Raw genomic sequence first — 17912 nt, 5'->3', positions numbered from 1 at the left:
AGAGGCTGCAAAGCTCAGGTTTATACTTTTAACGGTTTATGATGTTCTGATGATTCCTTAACTAAAGGCGTCTCTTCCCGGACGAAGCGTAATAGCGCAGCCATACTCAGATAAAGCACAAAGATAAAGGGAAAGGCTGCCGCCAGAGAAACAGTTTGCAGCAGGGTCAAACCATTGGCACTCCCCAGCATCAGTACCAAGGCCAGGGCAGATTGTAATACAGCCCAGGTTACTTTCATCCGCGCAGGTGGTTCTGCCATACCGTTCGTGGACAAAGTACCCAAGACATAAGTGGCACCATTGGCAGAGGTAATAAAGAAGGTGAACAGTACCAGTATCACCAGTACTGATATTACACTACCCATTGGATAGTGTCCCATTACCACAAACAGGGCCGTGGATGTAGACTGAACCGCTTGCCGGATAACCTCCAGGTCACTGTTAAGACCCATACCACCGAATACAGAGAACCAGAAGAAAGAGGCAATGGAAGGTGCAATCAGTACGCCAAGCACAAACTCCCTGATAGTCCGCCCCCGGGATATACGGGCAACAAAAGGTGCAACAAAAGGAGTCCAGGCAATCCACCAGGCCCAATAAAAGAGGGTCCAGCTGCTATACCAGCTCTCTTGCACAAAGTCGCCAATGGCCAGACTATCTGATAACCAGTCCTGCAAATAATGGCCAAACGTATTGGTAAATGTATTCAGGATATCAATGGTGGGTCCAATAATAAATGCCAGTACCACAATCAGCACAGCAATAACAATGTTGATATTGGAAAGGTATTTAACCCCTTTTTTCATACCGGATAAGGTTGAGGCAATAACAACCACAGTAATACAGGCAACCAGAATTATTTTTACCAGTGCGGTATCAGGTATACCAAAAACATAAGACAGGCCACTATTAATCTGCTGGGCGCCGAGACCAAGAGAGGTGGCAATACCCGCAGTTGTTGCAAAAAGTGCCAGTATATTAATCAGCTTTCCCCAGCCTGACTGGCTACAACGATCCCCCATAAAGGGCAATAGCAGGTTACTGATTAATCCGGCTTTTTTCTTGCTGAATTGAATATAAGCCAGAGTCAGGCCTAATACGCTATAGCCAGCCCAGGGCTGCAATCCCCAATGCAGGAACGATTTACGCATGGCAAACTGGGCCGCTTCAACAGACCCACCTTCAATGGTATTAACAGGGCTAAGGAAGTGATTAAGAGGCTCAGCAACCCCCCAAAACACCAAACCAATTCCCATCCCGGCAGAAAATAGCATGGCAAACCAGGTGCCACGACTATATTCAGGTGCTTCATTGCCCAGCTTGATGCTACCGAAACGGCTAAAGGCAATCCAGATACAGAAGATAACAAAAATGAAGGTGCTGATATTATAGAGCCAGCCAAAATTTCCGGTTACGCCAGCCATTAATGAGTTACCAACAGAACTCAATATATCGGGAACAAAAATCCCCATAAGTACAATAGCCAGCACTATGGCCAGCCCGACTATAAAGACTGTTTTATCATTTGCTTGATTTTTCATAAGCTCCCTCCAAACCAGGAGGCATGTTCAGTGTGGAAAATCATGAAGGAGGGGGAAGAAACAGAGTCCCCCCCCATTTGAGAAAAGCTGATTTAGATTTTCACTTTGAACACGGTTTGCTCATCAATGGGTGTAGCCAGTGCATCCAGTGCCACTTCCACACGATGGTGACGCATTTTGTACTGGGCTTCCTGGGTCAGCTCCGGGTTGCCCAGAGGGTATGGAATGGCATAACCAGGTACAATCCGGTTGGAACCTGTGGTAGTGGCTACAGGTACCAGGTTGGCGATTTGGACGATGGGCATACCAGTTTTTTCAATTTCTTTGACGATCGTTGCACCGCAACGAGTACAGGTTCCTCAGGTGGAGACCAGCAATACCCCGTCAACATTGGCTTCCTGTATAGGCGGTATCATCTCCTGGGCCATACGGGCAGCTTCTTTCTGGGTAGTACCTGTGCCTACAGTGGAATAGAAGAACTCATGGAGTTTGCCAATCTTGCCTGCTTTCTCCATATCGCGCAGTACATCCAGCGGCACACAGACATTAGGGTTGCCATCAGCCATCATGGGGTCATAACCGGCATGGATAGTCTTGAAGACGCCGCTTTCCAGACGCTCCATCTCACTGATATCGTAACGCCCCCAGCGGGTAGCAGACGCTGACTGAATACGGTCAGGGTTATCCACAGGGACAATGCCACCGGTGTTGATCACTGCAATGGTTGCCTTGGACAGGTCTTTAATAGCAGGCGCAATGTCTACCCGGTCTACTGTAGGAATGGGTAGCTCGGTGACAAAAGGCTTACCGGACAGCTTGCTCATCAGCATCTCTACTGCACGATCAGAGGCAGGTTTTAACTCAGGGTCAAAAACCATATGACGCTTGCCACGACCAAAATAACCTTCTTTCTCGGCATGACCAACAGGTTCACCTGCCAGGAAGCGGCTTATATAATCTGCCATCTTGCCAGCGTCTTTACGCATAGCGGCAGCACTCTTGCCCCCTTCAAAGATAATCATTTCCTTGCGGAACATTTCAGCACCCGGGTTTTCATCATTCATGGATGAAAAGACAGGGACATTAAACTCATTCTGTACTGCCCGGCAGATTTCACCACAGGCAACACCATAGCGACCTGCACGAAAAGCTGGACCTGCGATAAAGACGTCAAATTCTTTATCTTTAATAAAATCAGTGATGATGGAGATAGCATCTTCACGGTGGCTACCCATAAAGTTGTCACCACAAACAATAGTATGGGTGATTTCAATATCTTTTAGTGCAGCAGCCAGAGCCATGGTAGAGCCGGCAGCACCGTCGCGGATTTCTGGCTGATGATCGGCCTTGTCTTCACCGCCGATACCGGCGAAGAACTGGTTTATATAACAAATTGCCTTTTTCATAAGAGTATTTCGCCTATGATCGACAAACGTCGATAAAAAGTTGTTGAAAGCCTATTAGAATTCTTTAACGGTTTTACGAGCCCAACCAATCACCTGGTCACCGCAGAACATGGCATTGTTTTCCATGATGATGGAGCCATCTTCGCGAACGGATGGGCCGAGTTTTTCATCACCATCCCAGCCACCGGACATACCGTCACGACCAAGGGCAGCCAGCTCACCAATCACCTCTTTCATTGGTGGCAGCTCAATGAGTTCTGAAACGTTACCGCAGGAAACAATGGCATCGGTTTTTTCATCCATAGATACCAGAGGTTGGGAACGACCATCCCGGCCAGTACATTCATTAGTAATACCGACTGTTTTAACCCCTGCATTTTCCAGGGCGACATAACAGGCGGTGAAGTCAGCATCCGGATTGCCATAGCCCTGTTCAGCCAACAGTGCGCCATCAGCACCCAGTGATTTGGCAATCTGGGCAACATACAGGGCAGAACGTTCTTTCTGTTCCAGGGAAACATTCAGGTTGGAAGTGATCACACCCAGGAAGTTCAGGCTCTTGCCATGTTCTTTATACAGGGAACGAATAGTGGGGCAGTTTTGATAGTCATAGGTTGCCCATTTGGATGAACAGGGCATAAAGGAACCACCAATCAGAGAGCCATCCAGCACTTCATTGGGGTGCATAAAGGTTGGGATAGACTTATTCAGATCCCAGCCATAAGCCAGATCGTTATAGCCCTCTTCCTCCATCTGGGTCATGGTCTGAATAACATAGACAACAGATGGCAGCTTATTGACGGCTTCACCACGACGAATAACCGGTGGCAATTCAAAGGTTTCAACCTCTTCAGGTTCCGCATCCTTAACAGCACGGCCCAGATACTCAGCCAGACGGTGGCCTGCCCAGCGCAGGGCATGGTTTTTCTTCTGTTGCTCATGGCGTTCGAATTCCTCATCGGTATCCGCCACCAGGCAAACATTCACCAGGGATGAGAAGTAACTCCACTGGGCACCTTCGCCGGTCATATCAATCAGGCCATCACCAAAGCTGCCCCAATGTTTACCAACTGCCAGCACACTACAGCCTTTTAAGGCATGAACACGACCTTCGCCGGTTTGATAGAGATCTCCACCTGTTACCCCTGGGAAGTAGTTATCATGTTTGCTGTTTACCCGACAACGAGGTTCAACGGCTTCCTTAACGGGAACAATACGCTTTTCTTCTCCAGGACGGGCAATAACAAGATCGGCTTCGGTAATATGTTCATCTTCATGAACCAGTGCCAAAGCTTCCGCTTTATTAATTGTTAATACACCATTTTCAAAAACAGTATGATCACCAAAAATGATATCTTTGACATGGAAATTACCTATTTCCAGCTTCATAGCCAACCTCTCAAATACACTGAGTTGTTATTGATTCAATGACTTAACCAGATACCAGGCACTTTAAATTTCAGTTAAAAGGCATCTCTGGTTTTTGAACAGTCAAAACCATTAATCAATTGGATTAAACCTATAAACTGAATAGTCTTTTAAATACAATTTATTCTTTATTCAGCTGTATAGGATTATTAAACAGAAGGGGCACCTATCCACCAGGTGAGGATATAAACAATATCCTTGGACAGACAATGGCAGTAAGTTTGTAGACGAGGCTCCGAATGGTGTTGAGTGGCGGTAGAAACAGTATAAAAAACCAGCCATGCCTGTTGCGCAAAGTCAGCAGCATTCGTTCTTGGGATTAATAGCACTGTGCTGTTTTTTTTATTACTGAAGACGACCGCCCAGAAAATAGTTTCTGATCAGGAGAAGCCCATAAAATAAGAAATTTCCAGTACCATTAAAAGTCACCATTGAAAATCCCAACAAGGATGATACAACTATTAATCAAACAGAAAATTATTTTATTGCCTCAAATCAAAATCCAACTTTTATTTCAGATATCAAAGTAAAATACACAATAAACAAAAACTATTAAGCAACACAAATTCGATAAAATGAAATATTGTTTCTAATAAGAAACAAATCAATACTCAGTGAAAAAAAGTACCTTTTATGAAACAGCCCAAAAACCTGATCCATTGACATACTGTCTTATCTAACAGGAATATTGTAAAAGCTTGGTCCATACCCCAGCTTGATAAGCCACTCTCTATAAGCTTATAAATATCGCAATACATGATGGGGCAGAGGGTAATTTCCATATTCAATGGATATCAGGAAATTCTTTGCCTCTGAAAATTGTGAACAAAATTTGAACAAAATAGGGATTACCCTCTCCCCCTTAACCAAAAACAACAAAATAAAAACCAAAATTAATAAATAATAATATTCCCCATACCCAATCTAAAGTAACAACCCCAATTTTGATCATCCCATTCATAATTCATTCAGATTACTCAGGATATAATGTCATACAGCTAGACCCTAAACTTTGTCCACTATGACTTTCTATCCAATTGATTCCTCAAGTGCCAATGATCAGGGACTCGCTGATACAGGTATCAACCACTACTTCTAGCACCCGGGAGAAAACAGCCTAGAGCACCACGCAAATACCCGTACAGACACAAGGGAAGGTAGTGCCATAAAACAGCCTTTAAAGCCGATATAATTTATCCCTACCAGTCAGCTCGAAATAATGGCTTAACTACATGAATATCTTATTGGTTGAAGATGAATCACTTTTATTGCATCACCTTAAGTGTGAGCTTGAGAACGTAGGCTATAGGGTTATCGGCTGCAAAAAAGGAGAGGATGCCCTCTACCTCTTCGACAATTTCAACCTGGATATTGCCATTATTGATCTTGGTCTACCCGGTATAGGAGGCCTTGAACTCATTAAAACAGTTCGTTCAAAAGATATTAAAACACCCATTTTGGTCTTAACAGCTCGAAGTAACTGGCGTGACAAAGTTAAAAGCCTGAATATTGGAGCAGATGACTACCTGGTCAAGCCTTTTGAGTTAGAAGAGTTAAAAGCAAGAATAAATGCCTTGGTACGACGCTCGGCAGGTTTCTCCAAACCCCTGTTAACTGTGGGTTCATTCAACCTGGATACGGTATCAAAAAAGTTCAAGGTTAACAGTGACACAGTTTCACTGACTAAATATGAGTTTATGATCATGGAGTTTTTCATGCTCAACAATCATAAGCTTCTATCCAGGGCAGTACTTGAAGATCTGGTATATGGCACAAACTCAGGGCCGGAAAGCAATGTCATCGAAGTTCTGGTAAACCGGCTTCGCAAAAAACTGCTAAAACACAGCGGCATTAATCCTATCAAAACAATCCGCGGTGAAGGCTATCGCCTTGAGTGGGAAATATCATGATCCGGTCACTCAAAGGACGAGTCACAATTGCCATTGCTTCGATACTGGCCACCATTTTTACTTTGGCTTCCATAGCGGTCATGCATTCCTTTAACACCACACTGGATCATGCCGCCAAAGAAAGACTTGCATCCAACACAAATACCATACCAGTTGGATTAGCAAGAGAAGAAGATGGACAGTTAACGATGCCTGACATTCTTCCCAACAGCCGTTTCAACAAGCAAGGAGACGATAATTTAAGGGGATACATCTACAACCAAAAGGAAGAGATGGTCTGGCGATCCGTGTCTGCCGGTATCGATGACGTCAAGCTAAAGCCACATTTCGATCATGCCGGATATGTCTCACTGGATACCATCAAAATAAATGGCCGTACTTTTCTGGTTCATGAAATCGACATAACATTAAGCCCCTCATCCCAGGGATATAGCTTTGTTACGCTTATTCCTGCTAAAAATTACTTCAACATCCTGAATATCTTTAGAAACGACCTGTTAATATCAATAATACTAACATCACTAATCATCTTTGGTTCTTTTTTGATCATTCTATGGTGGTTTTTTACACCATTTAGAAATGTGTCCAGACAGCTCAATGAAATAGAAAGTGGGGAACGTACTCAGCTTGAGGGAAACTTTCCCATTGAGGTAAAACGCCTCACTGACAGCATTAACACATTGCTCATTTCAGAAAAAAAACAGCGGGAAAAATACCGCACGACCATGGATGACCTGACCCATAGTCTGAAAACACCTCTGATGATTCTTCAAAGTTTCAGTACAGCCTTAAGAAATAATAAGGCGGTCAATAGACAAGATATCAAAGAATTATCTCTAAACCTTGATACTCAAATCAATCGAATGAATCAGATCGTAGGTTATCACCTGCATCGTACCGTAACAGGTCGCCAGGGCCTGACACGACAAGCTATTCAGGTAGAACCCATTATCAGGGACCTGTGCCGCTCTCTTGATAAGGTTTACCATGACAAGCTGATTTCTGTACAAATCAACCTTGATCCAGCCTGCCTGTTCCAGGGTGATGAAGGTGACTTCCTGGAAATTATGGGAAACCTGCTGGAAAACGCCTTTAAATTTTGTCATCAACTAATCATTGTCAGTGGCTACCTTGAGCCTGGAAGTGAAAAGAATCATGGCAGGCTAATACTGATAGTTGAGGATGATGGCCCAGGTATCAGTAGTGAAGCGCAAGACCAAATTCTACAGAGAGGCATACGAGTGGACTGCCAGAAACCCGGGCAAGGCATTGGGTTAGCTATCGTAAGCGACCTTATTGAAGGTTACCATGGCAAAATTATTATTGATCGATCTGAAGTCGGCGGAGCTGCATTTTCAGTTTGTTTACCCTAAAAAACCACTATTACTTTTAGGTTAAGGATTTTGACAAGCCGCCAACAAACCTGTGGAAATACATTTATTAAATCGACTGAAGTTTATTATTAAGGACATAAAAAAATCGTAATCGTTACTTAATATCATACGACAAAATACGTATATAAGATGGAGTGAAATTTTGACAGAAACACTGAATAGCCAAGCACAAGCCGCGAAGTTTATTTACCGAGCTACTTTTGGCCCAAAAGCTAATGATGTAGCCCATCTAATGGACATTGGTGTAGATAACTGGTTCGAGGAACAGTTCAATCGCCCCCCTGAGCTACACCTGGATCTGGCAAGAAAATACAGGGAAATTACTGGTAACAAGGCCACCAATGTATACTGTAGAAGAGGTGCGTGGTGGTGTCGCATCCTTGAGGCTAAGGACCAATTAAGACAAAGAGTTGCCTTTGCCCTGAGTGAAATCTTTGTCATGTCAAAGCGTAATGGAGGCCCCTCCAATGATGAAGGGCTACTGACCTATCAAGACCTCTTGTTAAACCATGCCTTTGGCAATTTCCGAGACCTTCTTGAGCAGGTGACCCTCAACCCTGCAATGGGTACATTTTTATCACTGAATGGCAGCAAGAAAGCAAATCCAAAAAAGAATAGCTTTCCTGATGAAAACTATGCCAGGGAAGTAATGCAACTATTTACTTTGGGTTTATGGAAGCTAGGTGCTAATGGGCTGCCAGTATCAGATAAAGAGGGCAAACCTGTACCGACCTATTCCCAGCAGGATGTTGAAGAGATGGCCAGGGTTTTGACTGGGTGGACAATAAGCGATTATACCAAGCCCATGCACCCTGTCTCCAACGATCATGATATGGGACAAAAGGAAATACTTGGCCATGTATTCCCTGAGGGGCAAAGTCCAGAACAGGATTTATCCCAGGCCATGGATTTATTATTTAACCATGCTAATACTCCCATATACTTCGCAACGCTATTAATTAAAAGGTTAACCATTAGTAATCCCCGGAGAACCTATATAGCCAGGGTTGCAGATGCATTTAGGGACAATGGTTATGGTGTCAGGGGTGATCTTAAAGCCGTTATTAAGGCCGTTCTATTGGATAGTGATGTCTTGGAAGGCAAGGCGATGTCTGATCATCAGGAGAACGGAAGGTCTACCAGCAACTTCGGCAAGGTAAAGGAGCCATTGGTGGCTATGGCTAATCTTGCCCGGGCGCTTGAGGTAACAAGTAACGATCATAGTCGTTGGTGGGACTTTGCTAACATGGACTATAACAACTTTGGGCAGGCTCCACTGGAGGCACCCACTGTTTTTAATTTTTATGAGGCAGACTATGCGCCAAAAGGGGAAATTTCTAATAAAGAGCTGGTTGCCCCTGAATTCAATATTCTGGACATGGATACATTCAGAACAATCAGCAACCGTATGTGGGCTGTCATTGAGGGTACCGGCCACCGTAGGGGCTGGCGTTGGGATCGCCGTGAATTTGAGCAAAAAGTCACCAACCCCGGTCTCTATATGGATCTGTTAAGTGATCGTTTTTTTGGCGGTGATATGCCATCAGATTTAGCAAATTTCTTGAAAAATATGCTGTTAGAGCAAAACCAAAGTGGCCAACCTGTTGCTCAACAGGTCAATAATACTTTGTTTGCTATTCAATGCTCACCAGAATTTCGTTGCCAGGGGTAAAAACAATGAAAGTATCACGTAGAACATTTTTAAAAGGCGGCCTGGCTTCCGGTGCCTCTCTGATGTTACCGGCCGTTTCCGGTATGAGTTCCGCCTATGGCAGCACCGATGACTTTAAGGCCTTAGTCTGTATCTTTTTGCATGGTGGTAACGATGCTTACAATATGGTCATCCCTACCAGTAGCAAAGAATACAATATCTATCAATCAATGAGGCCGAACATAGCCATTCCCCAGAGTCAGCTGGTTGATACGGGGCTAAAGGCTGACAACCATGTACCGCTGGGACTTCATTCCTCAATGACGAAACTTCAGCCTGTTTTCAAAGCAGGTGATGCTACCGTGATTGTCAATTCAGGTCAGTTGATCGAACCTGTTGTTGGCAGGTCAAACCCCCAAATCCCTCCCTTTGTGCTGGCTCATAACTATCAGTCAATCGCATGGCAGTCCGGAACCCTGAGTCACGATGACGAACTGGGCTGGGCTGGGCGAATGGCGGATGACATGTACCTTAATGGTAGTCTGTCTCCCCTGATATCCATGGATGGACAGTGTAAGTGGCTACGATCAAAAAGTCGTGAGCAACTTATTATCAGGCCCGGGCAACCCAGCGGTTATGAAGGACTGAATACACCGGCACGGCTGGAGGCCATGAACAGGCATTTTTCTACTGGCTACAGTAATTTAATGCCACGCAACTATTCCTCGGCAATGGAAAAATCTTACCTGGATCATATGACCCTCAGAGGCTATATAGATGAACTGGGTGATACCAATGATTACCCTGATACAGGATTCAGTAAAACACTTCAAACAACAGCTCAATATATCAGAATACGGGGAAAACTCGGTCACCAACGACAGATTTATTTTGTTGGACTGGGTGGCTTTGATACCCATAAAGACCAGAAAAAATCCCATCAAAATCTGCTGCAACAATTAGCGGATGGCATGGCTGCCTTTCACAATGATATAAAGAGCATTGGCCTGAATGATAACGTTACCACATTCACCATGTCTGACTTCGGCCGCCGCATTCCATCTAATGCAACTGGCACAGACCATGGCTGGGGCGGACACCAGTTAATCATGGGAGGCGCTGTCAATGGTAAAAAGGCTTATGGTGTCTGGCCGGACATGCGTGAGGGTAGCCCATATGACTACAAACACAGCCGGATGATTCCCGAAATATCCGCCGATCAGGTTAGCGCCACCCTTGCCGCCTGGTTTGGATATAGTAAAAATGTGGAAGAGTTATTCCCAAGCCTGAACAATGGCTTTGATAAAAAGACCCTGGAATTCATGAAGGCATGAGTAACGCGTTCATACTAACAGAGTAAAGCTACAAGCTAGGGGCTGTTGATGTTTTATCGCGTGCTCAGCCAAAGCCAGCGTTTTCGTGGCTAGGCGTAGCAGCGCAGGAAGCTCATGCCTTTCAAGCTGCTGCAACGACGGCACGGAAGCGCTGGCTTTGGCCCTCCGGGTGGCTCGTAAAGCGGCCTTCCGACTGCGTTAAACTGGCTTGACGTAGAATAACTACGCGCTGCACCAGTTCGCCTTGCGTAAGGCCGCTTTACAAACCACTGAGCTCGCGATAAAACATCAACAGCCCCTAGCCTCGGTTAAAAAGTATCCTGAGTTTAAAATATAAGACTCAGGACATATGGACTCTCTTTTCTCACAAAATACATCGACTAAATCCACCGACATTTATTGTTAACGACATCATAGTTATTCCTTAACAATAAACGTCATTATACGTATATATAACGGAGTGAAATTTTGGCAGTAATACTAAATAGCCAAGCACAGGCTGCAGAATTTCTTTATCGCGCTACTTTTGGCCCAAAAGGTGATGATATAGCTGATCTGCTTGATATTGGAGTAGAAAAATGGCTAGAGCATCAGTTTAAATTATCCCCTGAACTACACCTGGATCTTGCAAAAAAATACGCAAAAATCACTGGTAATAAAAGCACCAATAAATTCTGCAGAAGGGGAGCGTGGTGGTGTCGCACCCTTGGTGCCAAGGATCAATTAAGACAAAGAGTTGCCTATGCCCTTAGTCAAATCTTTGTAATGTCAATGCACAATGGAGGCACCAACGATTCTGAAGGGGTACTGGCTTATCAAGACCTCCTGCTAAAGCATGCGTTTGGCAATTTCCGCGACCTTCTTAAGCAGGTAACCCTAAATCCGGCAATGGGTAAATTTTTATCGCTGGATGGCAGCAAAAAAGCGAATCCCAAAAAAAACAGTTTCCCTGACGAAAACTATGCCCGGGAAGTGATGCAACTGTTTACTTTGGGTTTATGGAAGCTAGGCAATAACGGACTAGCAATATTGGATAAAGAGGGAAAACCCGTACCCACTTACTCCCAGCAGGATGTTGAAGAGATGGCCAGGGTTTTGACAGGGTGGACAAAAAGCAGCTATACCAAGCCCATGCACTCTGTTTCCCACGACCATGATATGGGGCAAAAGAAAATCTTCGGCCATGTATTCCCTGAAGGGCAGAGTCCAGAACAGGATTTATCCCAGGCCATGGATTTATTATTTAACCACGATAATACACCCATCTATTTCGCAACACTATTAATTAAACGGCTAACTATTAGCAATCCTCGCAGAAGCTATATAGCTAGAGTTGCAGATGCATTTAAGGACAATGGTTATGGGGTCAGGGGTGATCTCAAAGCCGTTATCAAGGCTGTTTTATTGGATAGTGATGTCCTGGAAGGCAAGGCAATGTCCAGTCATCAGGAGAACGGAAGATCTTACAGCAACTTTGGCAAAGTGAAAGAGCCATTGATCGCTATGGCTAACCTTGCCCGGGCGCTAGAAGTAAAAAGCAACGATCACGATCGTTGGTGGGACTTTGCTAACATGGACTATAACAACTTTGGACAGGCTCCATTTGAAGCACCCACTGTTTTTAATTTTTATGAGGCAGACTATGCGCCAAAAGGGGAAATCTCTGATAAAGAGCTGGTTGCCCCTGAATTCAATATTCTGGATATGGATACGTTCAGAACAATCAGCAACCGTATATGGGCTGTCATTGAGGGTACCAGCCACCGCAGGGGCTGGCATTGGGATCGCAGTGAGTTTGAACAAAAAATTGACAAACCTGATCGCTATATCGACTTACTAAGCCGCCTTTTTTTTGGTGGCGATATGCCATCAGATTTATCCAGTTTCTTAAAAAATATGCTGCTAGAGAATAGCCAAAATGGTCAATCCATTGATCAACAGATTAATGACACCCTGTTTGCTATTCAATGCTCACCAGAATTTCGCTGCCAGGGGTAAAACAATGAAAGTATCACGTAGAACATTTTTAAAAGGCAGCCTGGCTTCTGGTGCCTCTCTGATGTTACCGGCCGTTTCCGGCATAAGCTCCGCCTATGGCAGTACTGATGACTTTAAGGCTCTGGTGTGTATTTTTTTAAGTGGCGGTAATGATGCCTACAATATGGTGGTTCCTACCAGTAGCAAAGAATACAATATCTATAAATCAATGAGGCCCAGTATAGCCCATTCCCAGAGTACACTGATTGATACCGGGCTAAAGACTGACAACAATGTATCGCTGGGTCTTGCCCCAGCAATGGCTAACCTCCAGCCGGTTTTCAAGGCAGGAGATGCCACCGTTATTGTGAATTCAGGGCAGTTAATTGAACCTGTTGTCGGCAAATCAAATCCTCAACTCCCACAGTTTATACTGGCTCATAATTATCAGTCAGTAGCATGGCAGTCCGGTACCCTGAGCCACGATGATGAGTTTGGCTGGGCGGGACGAATGGCTGATGATATGTATCTCAACGGTAGCATATCTCCATTAATATCCATGAGTGGACAGTGCAAATTTTTAAGATCAAAAAGCCTGGGACAACTGACTATTAATCCAGGACAACCCAGTGGCTATGAAGGACTGAATACACCGCAGCGACTTGAGGCCATGAATAGGCACTTTTCCACTGACTATAAAAATTTAATGCAACGTAACTATGCAGATGTAATGGAAAAATGTTATCTGGATCATGATACTCTCAGAGGCTATTTAGATGAGCTGGATGGTACCAATGATTTTCCTGATACAGGATTGGGTAACTCACTTAAAGCTGCAGCCCAATATATCAGAATACGTGGCAAACTTGGTCACCAACGACAGGTTTACTTCATTCAGCTGGGTGGATTTGATACCCATAAAGACCAGAAGAAATCCCATGAAAATCTGCTAAAACAACTAGCAGATGCCATGGCAGCATTTCATTCTGACATCAATAGCGTTGGTCTGAATGATAATGTGACTACATTCACCATGTCTGACTTCGGCCGCCGTATTCCTTCCAATGCAAGTGGTACAGATCATGGCTGGGGTGGTCACCAGCTAGTCATGGGAGGTGCTGTAAATGGTAAAAAGGCCTATGGCACCTGGCCAGACCTGCGCCCAGGCAGCCCATATGACTATAAAAACAGTCGTATGATTCCTGAAATAGCTGCGGATCAGGTGAGTGCAACGCTGGCTTCCTGGTTTGGCTATAACAAAAATCTGGAAGAGTTATTCCCCGTCCTGAATAATGGCTTTGATAGAAAAACCCTGGACTTTATAAAAGCCTAAAGAATGCGCATATAGTAATGAGGTACGATTAAAAACTAACCACCAAAAAAGTAACCTGAGCTTATAACATAGGCTCAGGTTACTTATCACAGCAAAGAAGTTTCGCATAACCTATCGACAACTTAAGTCTACCAACGTAGAGTAGCGTAAAAATTATAATAATAGCTGTACATAAAAATGAATAAAAAAATATATAAGCTAGCAACTGTTATCTCACTGGTTTCGTTATTCCTGATTTTTTTAAATAGCTCAAAAGCAACTCCCTCACCTGAACTTAAAGGTACTATAGAATTTGGACAAACCCATATTATCCAGGCCAGCGAATCACGACTTGCTCCCCACCTTGTTGGCGAAAGGGACACTCTACTGCTGTTCTCCCCCAACCAGCCATTACCAGAAGACGCAGTTTTTGAAGTAATCGGCTTCAATGCCCAAGGTGAAAAGCTTGCATCCATTAGAATGCAGCCACCCTCGAGGTTATTGGAAAACCTGGAAAGCCAGGTCAGCGGTGTGCCTTTACCCCCTTATTCTGATCAAGCCTGGAGCACCATGTTGCCGTGGCACTGGATCAGGCCTGGCTTGATACTTAATCTGATTTACACGCCTGATACATCAACAGATGGGTTAGTACAAAGCAGCACCTACCCTGTACCAAATATTGGCGCACCCACTGACTATAGTTTTAACCGCCTTAAGATCCGGGCCTGGGATGGCAAATGGTATGATCACTCAGATGATTTTAATGACACCGTTGAAGCCTCTGAATTAGTCAGGGACTTTTATGGATCAATTCCTGTGAGTCGCATGACCATTGCCGACTATTCTCCGATGCATCTGGACAAAATGCTGGTCCCTACTGTATTTGGTCCTGTATTAGTGACCTCTGATGAAGAGATGAAGTATACCGGACGAACCTATTATAACTATGTCCTAAAACGAATCACCATTGATGGAGCCATGGCCGCTAATGCCGGATCTGGACTGCTTCCCTCGGGTTTATCTTCCATCCCTAGAGGGCTTAAAACCGATATTGGCATGGGCATGGCACTAAAAGCCGACGGTGGCTATCGATCCATGATTGACGAAGGCATCTATGGAGGATGGCATGGCTGGTCTGCTATTGGCTGGAATACTGAATGTGGCAATGCCTTTATCCACGAAACCGGCCATGCCATGAATCTTAGCCATTTCACTTCAGGGACAGCAGGAAGTTGGGGAATAAGTGATGAATACCCGAAAGATGGTGTAAACCTTCCAGACCACCCGGCCGGGTTCCACACCCTATTCAGGAAGTTCCGTACCTGGTACCAGGTCGATAGTAATGGCCCCAAAAAAGATGCTAATGGTGAACTGCTGGGCAAGCGTGACCCCATGAATGGAGGTGATTCTGCTTACAGGGGTCGATACTGCTTTCCACAATATACTGCTTATCATAGTATGAGGATTCAGCAGTTTTTTGAGTCACGGGATGTCCTCAGGAAAACTCAGGAAGGGTTGGCCCTATACCGCTGGGATCAGAATTCAGGGCGTTACATAAAAAGCAGCAAGCAACCGGATATCAAACCATTAGCGGCAGGTACCCACGTAGCCCTGGTTATCGCAACCATCGCAGAGGATGGGAGCCAGGGCGCTATTCTACCCGTCATTACCAGCAGCCACGGCAATCTGTTCCAAAATCCCTCCCCTCTCACACCCGATTTAAACAGCGCCTATAACGGATCACAATTCTTTTTTGAAGTCGATTATGGCGATAGAACAGAGTATGTGCTGATTGGAAAGCCTGTGACTGATAAAACGGGTGTCTATACGGTATCTACAAACCTGCCATTAACCAGTGAAGGCACCACCCCTGTTTCCATTAAGCTCTACCGCGCCAATAAAGGGTATCCGGAAATTAATCCGCAAGACAGCACATTGATGGATCAGCGTGACATTGGTTCAGCCCCTAACATGCCACAGGCTATTACAGTGGGGGGATCATACGATGGCCAGCGCACAGTAAAAATCAAAGGCATATGCCAGACCAACTGCCCCACCAGTGAACATGCATTAAGGGTTGCCTTCACACAGGAACAGGGTTCAACGGTCTTTTTGCCATTGTTTGGGCGCCTGGAAGACAGGCCTGGTCAAATACAATGGGAGGGAAAAGAAGGAGAAACATTACTCTCTATCAAGACCTATGAGGAAGGTAAAACATCCCATTTGTTACAGGCAAAAGCGGTCAGAGAAGTGGTACTGGCTAATGGTAGCCGGTTGAGGCTGCCGATAAATGATGCCACAGTATTTCCCGAGACTCTGGAAGAAGCTCTGGTTCTCTGGGTTCCACAAGAACTCAATAACACGATAAATGCCAATGATGTCAGTAGCCACCTCACTAACTATTGGCGGGAAGTGGCATTTTCAGCCTATAACGTTATCAACGGAGCGCCCGTTGAAAACAGTGCCAGAGAAATCGAGGTTCGGGTAGATCTATGGACAACAACCCAAACAGCCATAGACCTTTCAACTGGCGACTATCTCGGGCTGGGCTATCCCGAACTTTATCCGGACAAATTAAGTGGATCAACCATTTACTATTTGACCAACAATCCACAAATAGGCCCTACCCATCAGGTATGGATGAGTTCCCCTAATTATGCCTTACTGTCAATACCGATGGCCCATAACAGTTCCGGGGAAACCCACAGGGTCTCTATTCGTGCCCAAAGGCGCTCCCATCCCTGGTCGGGCAACTGGGCAGCGATGAATGATAGTGTCTGGGTTGGAGGCTCCGGGGGTAATGCCTATACCACTCATCTGCGCCTGGGCTTTCAAGTTGATGATAATCCAAACCTTCCTGCTGGACGCTATCAAACCCTGCCCGGACAGGAGCTATATATAGAAGGGAGAGCGCACCATGCCGGTCATAAATTGCTTGGTGTTCACTTGTTTGATATTAGCCTAACCAAACCCTAACAAAACAAAGCTGGCCCGGATGTACCATAAACTGCCCCGAGCATTGCGCTGGGTAGTTTATGGTACATCCGGGCTAATGTTGCTCATAAATAAACAATGAGCTATCGATAGTAGTAGGTTCAGCCTGAGTATCCATGCGATTAAGTTGCTTCCGGTGTTGAACAGGAGCAATCTCTGAATACCACTATCACCCAAAATAGTCTCCCCCCCCAGGCACGAAGTTCCATAGAATTATTGTTAGATGGCTCCCCGGCACCCCACTTGCCATGACTAACCATTGGTCTGTTACCGGAGTTTTTTAAAATAGATGTTCATCTAAACAAGGATGAAATAAACTGTCGACATAAAATAAACTATAAAAAATATAAAAATATAAAAATAAACGTGGCTGAATTAAATAATAATCATAAAGTTATCCCCGTTATTCTCAGCAACTTATCCGCAAATGACCGACAGCGGCTTATGGCAGCCATCAATAATACTTGGCAAAGCCATTGGGGCTGGCTACGTTATCCTTGTCCCAAGGACTTTGAGCATGAAATGTCAGAAAAAAAGCATCACTGGCTTATTGTAAAAAATCATGATGGGGCGTTCATCGGCGGTGCTTTTTGCGTTACCCACGATCCCATGTATCCCGATAAAGTCTATTTTGGCACACTGTGGACATCACCTCATGCCAACAAAGCTGGCCTTGGCTCCAGGCTCATCGCCTATATTGAAGAACAGGCTAAAAAACTGGGCAAAAATGGCGTACATATTGTGGTTAACCCAAAACTAAAGCCATTAATTAGCTTCTATGAAAGGCGAGGCTATGTGCTTATGGAAAAATCCCGGCAGTTTCCCGGTTTTATGCGGATGGAAAAGACCTGGGATAGCCCGGAGGAAGGTCACTTGCATCGGCCAGATAAAAAAGCCATATCCTCAGATCAGCTTATTGTCAGCTAGGGGCTGATTAACCCTCAGCCACTGCCTTGCTTTACTAT

At 44.8% G+C, this 17912-nt stretch carries 11 protein-coding genes; 8 read left to right on the top strand and 3 right to left on the bottom strand.

What is annotated here, in order from left to right:
- Positions 1–20: 20 nt before the first annotated feature.
- The 3 genes from MJ595_RS11735 to MJ595_RS11725 form a co-directional block, all read right to left on the bottom strand.
- Positions 21–1541 carry a BCCT family transporter gene (locus tag MJ595_RS11735; protein ID WP_263078062.1) on the bottom strand — a complete coding sequence of 507 codons (1521 nt, stop codon included), beginning with the start codon at positions 1539–1541 and terminating at the stop codon, positions 21–23.
- A 92-nt stretch (positions 1542–1633) separates the two neighbouring features.
- Entirely contained in the window at positions 1634–2947 is a 1314-nt protein-coding gene (locus tag MJ595_RS11730) for a glycine/betaine/sarcosine/D-proline family reductase selenoprotein B (RefSeq protein ID WP_263078060.1), read from the bottom strand.
- A 54-nt stretch (positions 2948–3001) separates the two neighbouring features.
- On the bottom strand, positions 3002–4336 hold the full coding sequence (locus tag MJ595_RS11725; RefSeq protein WP_263078058.1) for a glycine/sarcosine/betaine reductase component B subunit: 1335 nt from the start codon (positions 4334–4336) through the stop codon (positions 3002–3004).
- Positions 4337–5607: 1271 nt separating this feature from the next.
- On the opposite strand from MJ595_RS11725, the gene MJ595_RS11720 reads away from it, so the two are divergent.
- The 8 genes from MJ595_RS11720 (at position 5608) to MJ595_RS11685 (ending at position 17874) form a co-directional block, all read left to right on the top strand.
- On the top strand, positions 5608–6285 hold the full coding sequence (locus MJ595_RS11720) for a response regulator transcription factor (protein WP_263078057.1): 678 nt from the start codon (positions 5608–5610) through the stop codon (positions 6283–6285).
- The gene (locus MJ595_RS11715; protein WP_263078056.1) at positions 6282–7658 is read left to right on the top strand and encodes an ATP-binding protein; all 1377 of its coding nucleotides are present in this window, start codon (positions 6282–6284) and stop codon (positions 7656–7658) included. The genes MJ595_RS11720 and MJ595_RS11715 overlap by 4 nt, the downstream gene beginning before the upstream one ends.
- Before the next feature lie 163 nt (positions 7659–7821).
- Positions 7822–9351: a DUF1800 domain-containing protein gene (locus tag MJ595_RS11710; protein WP_263078055.1), complete on the top strand. Its 1530-nt coding sequence runs from the start codon at positions 7822–7824 to the stop codon at positions 9349–9351.
- A gap of 5 nt (positions 9352–9356) precedes the next feature.
- Positions 9357–10664 (top strand): DUF1501 domain-containing protein, encoded by a 1308-nt coding sequence (locus tag MJ595_RS11705; protein ID WP_263078053.1) that lies wholly within the window; start codon positions 9357–9359, stop codon positions 10662–10664.
- A 468-nt stretch (positions 10665–11132) separates the two neighbouring features.
- The gene (locus MJ595_RS11700; protein ID WP_263078052.1) at positions 11133–12662 is read left to right on the top strand and encodes a DUF1800 domain-containing protein; all 1530 of its coding nucleotides are present in this window, start codon (positions 11133–11135) and stop codon (positions 12660–12662) included.
- Positions 12663–12666: 4 nt separating this feature from the next.
- A complete protein-coding gene (locus MJ595_RS11695; protein ID WP_263078051.1) occupies positions 12667–13974 on the top strand; it encodes a DUF1501 domain-containing protein in 1308 nt (435 codons plus the stop codon).
- 177 nt (positions 13975–14151) lie between these two features.
- A complete protein-coding gene (locus MJ595_RS11690; RefSeq protein ID WP_263078050.1) occupies positions 14152–16929 on the top strand; it encodes a M66 family metalloprotease in 2778 nt (925 codons plus the stop codon).
- Positions 16930–17313: 384 nt separating this feature from the next.
- Entirely contained in the window at positions 17314–17874 is a 561-nt protein-coding gene (locus MJ595_RS11685) for a GNAT family N-acetyltransferase (RefSeq protein WP_263078049.1), read from the top strand.
- The last annotated feature ends 38 nt before the right edge of the window (positions 17875–17912 follow it).

This window comes from Endozoicomonas sp. Mp262, assembly GCF_025643335.1.
Lineage (GTDB): Bacteria > Pseudomonadota > Gammaproteobacteria > Pseudomonadales > Endozoicomonadaceae > Endonucleibacter.
This window is presented reverse-complemented; position numbering and strand designations above follow the sequence as displayed.

Bases quoted from the DNA above. Each gene is read 5' to 3' on its own strand.
- MJ595_RS11725 (WP_263078058.1), bottom strand. From the start codon at position 4,336: ATGAAGCTGGAAATAGGTAATTTCCATGTCAAAGATATCATTTTTGGT.
- MJ595_RS11720 (WP_263078057.1), top strand. From the start codon at position 5,608: ATGAATATCTTATTGGTTGAAGATGAATCACTTTTATTGCATCACCTT.
- MJ595_RS11695 (WP_263078051.1), top strand. From the start codon at position 12,667: ATGAAAGTATCACGTAGAACATTTTTAAAAGGCAGCCTGGCTTCTGGT.
- MJ595_RS11735 (WP_263078062.1), bottom strand. From the start codon at position 1,541: ATGAAAAATCAAGCAAATGATAAAACAGTCTTTATAGTCGGGCTGGCC.
- MJ595_RS11715 (WP_263078056.1), top strand. From the start codon at position 6,282: ATGATCCGGTCACTCAAAGGACGAGTCACAATTGCCATTGCTTCGATA.
- MJ595_RS11705 (WP_263078053.1), top strand. From the start codon at position 9,357: ATGAAAGTATCACGTAGAACATTTTTAAAAGGCGGCCTGGCTTCCGGT.
- MJ595_RS11690 (WP_263078050.1), top strand. From the start codon at position 14,152: ATGAATAAAAAAATATATAAGCTAGCAACTGTTATCTCACTGGTTTCG.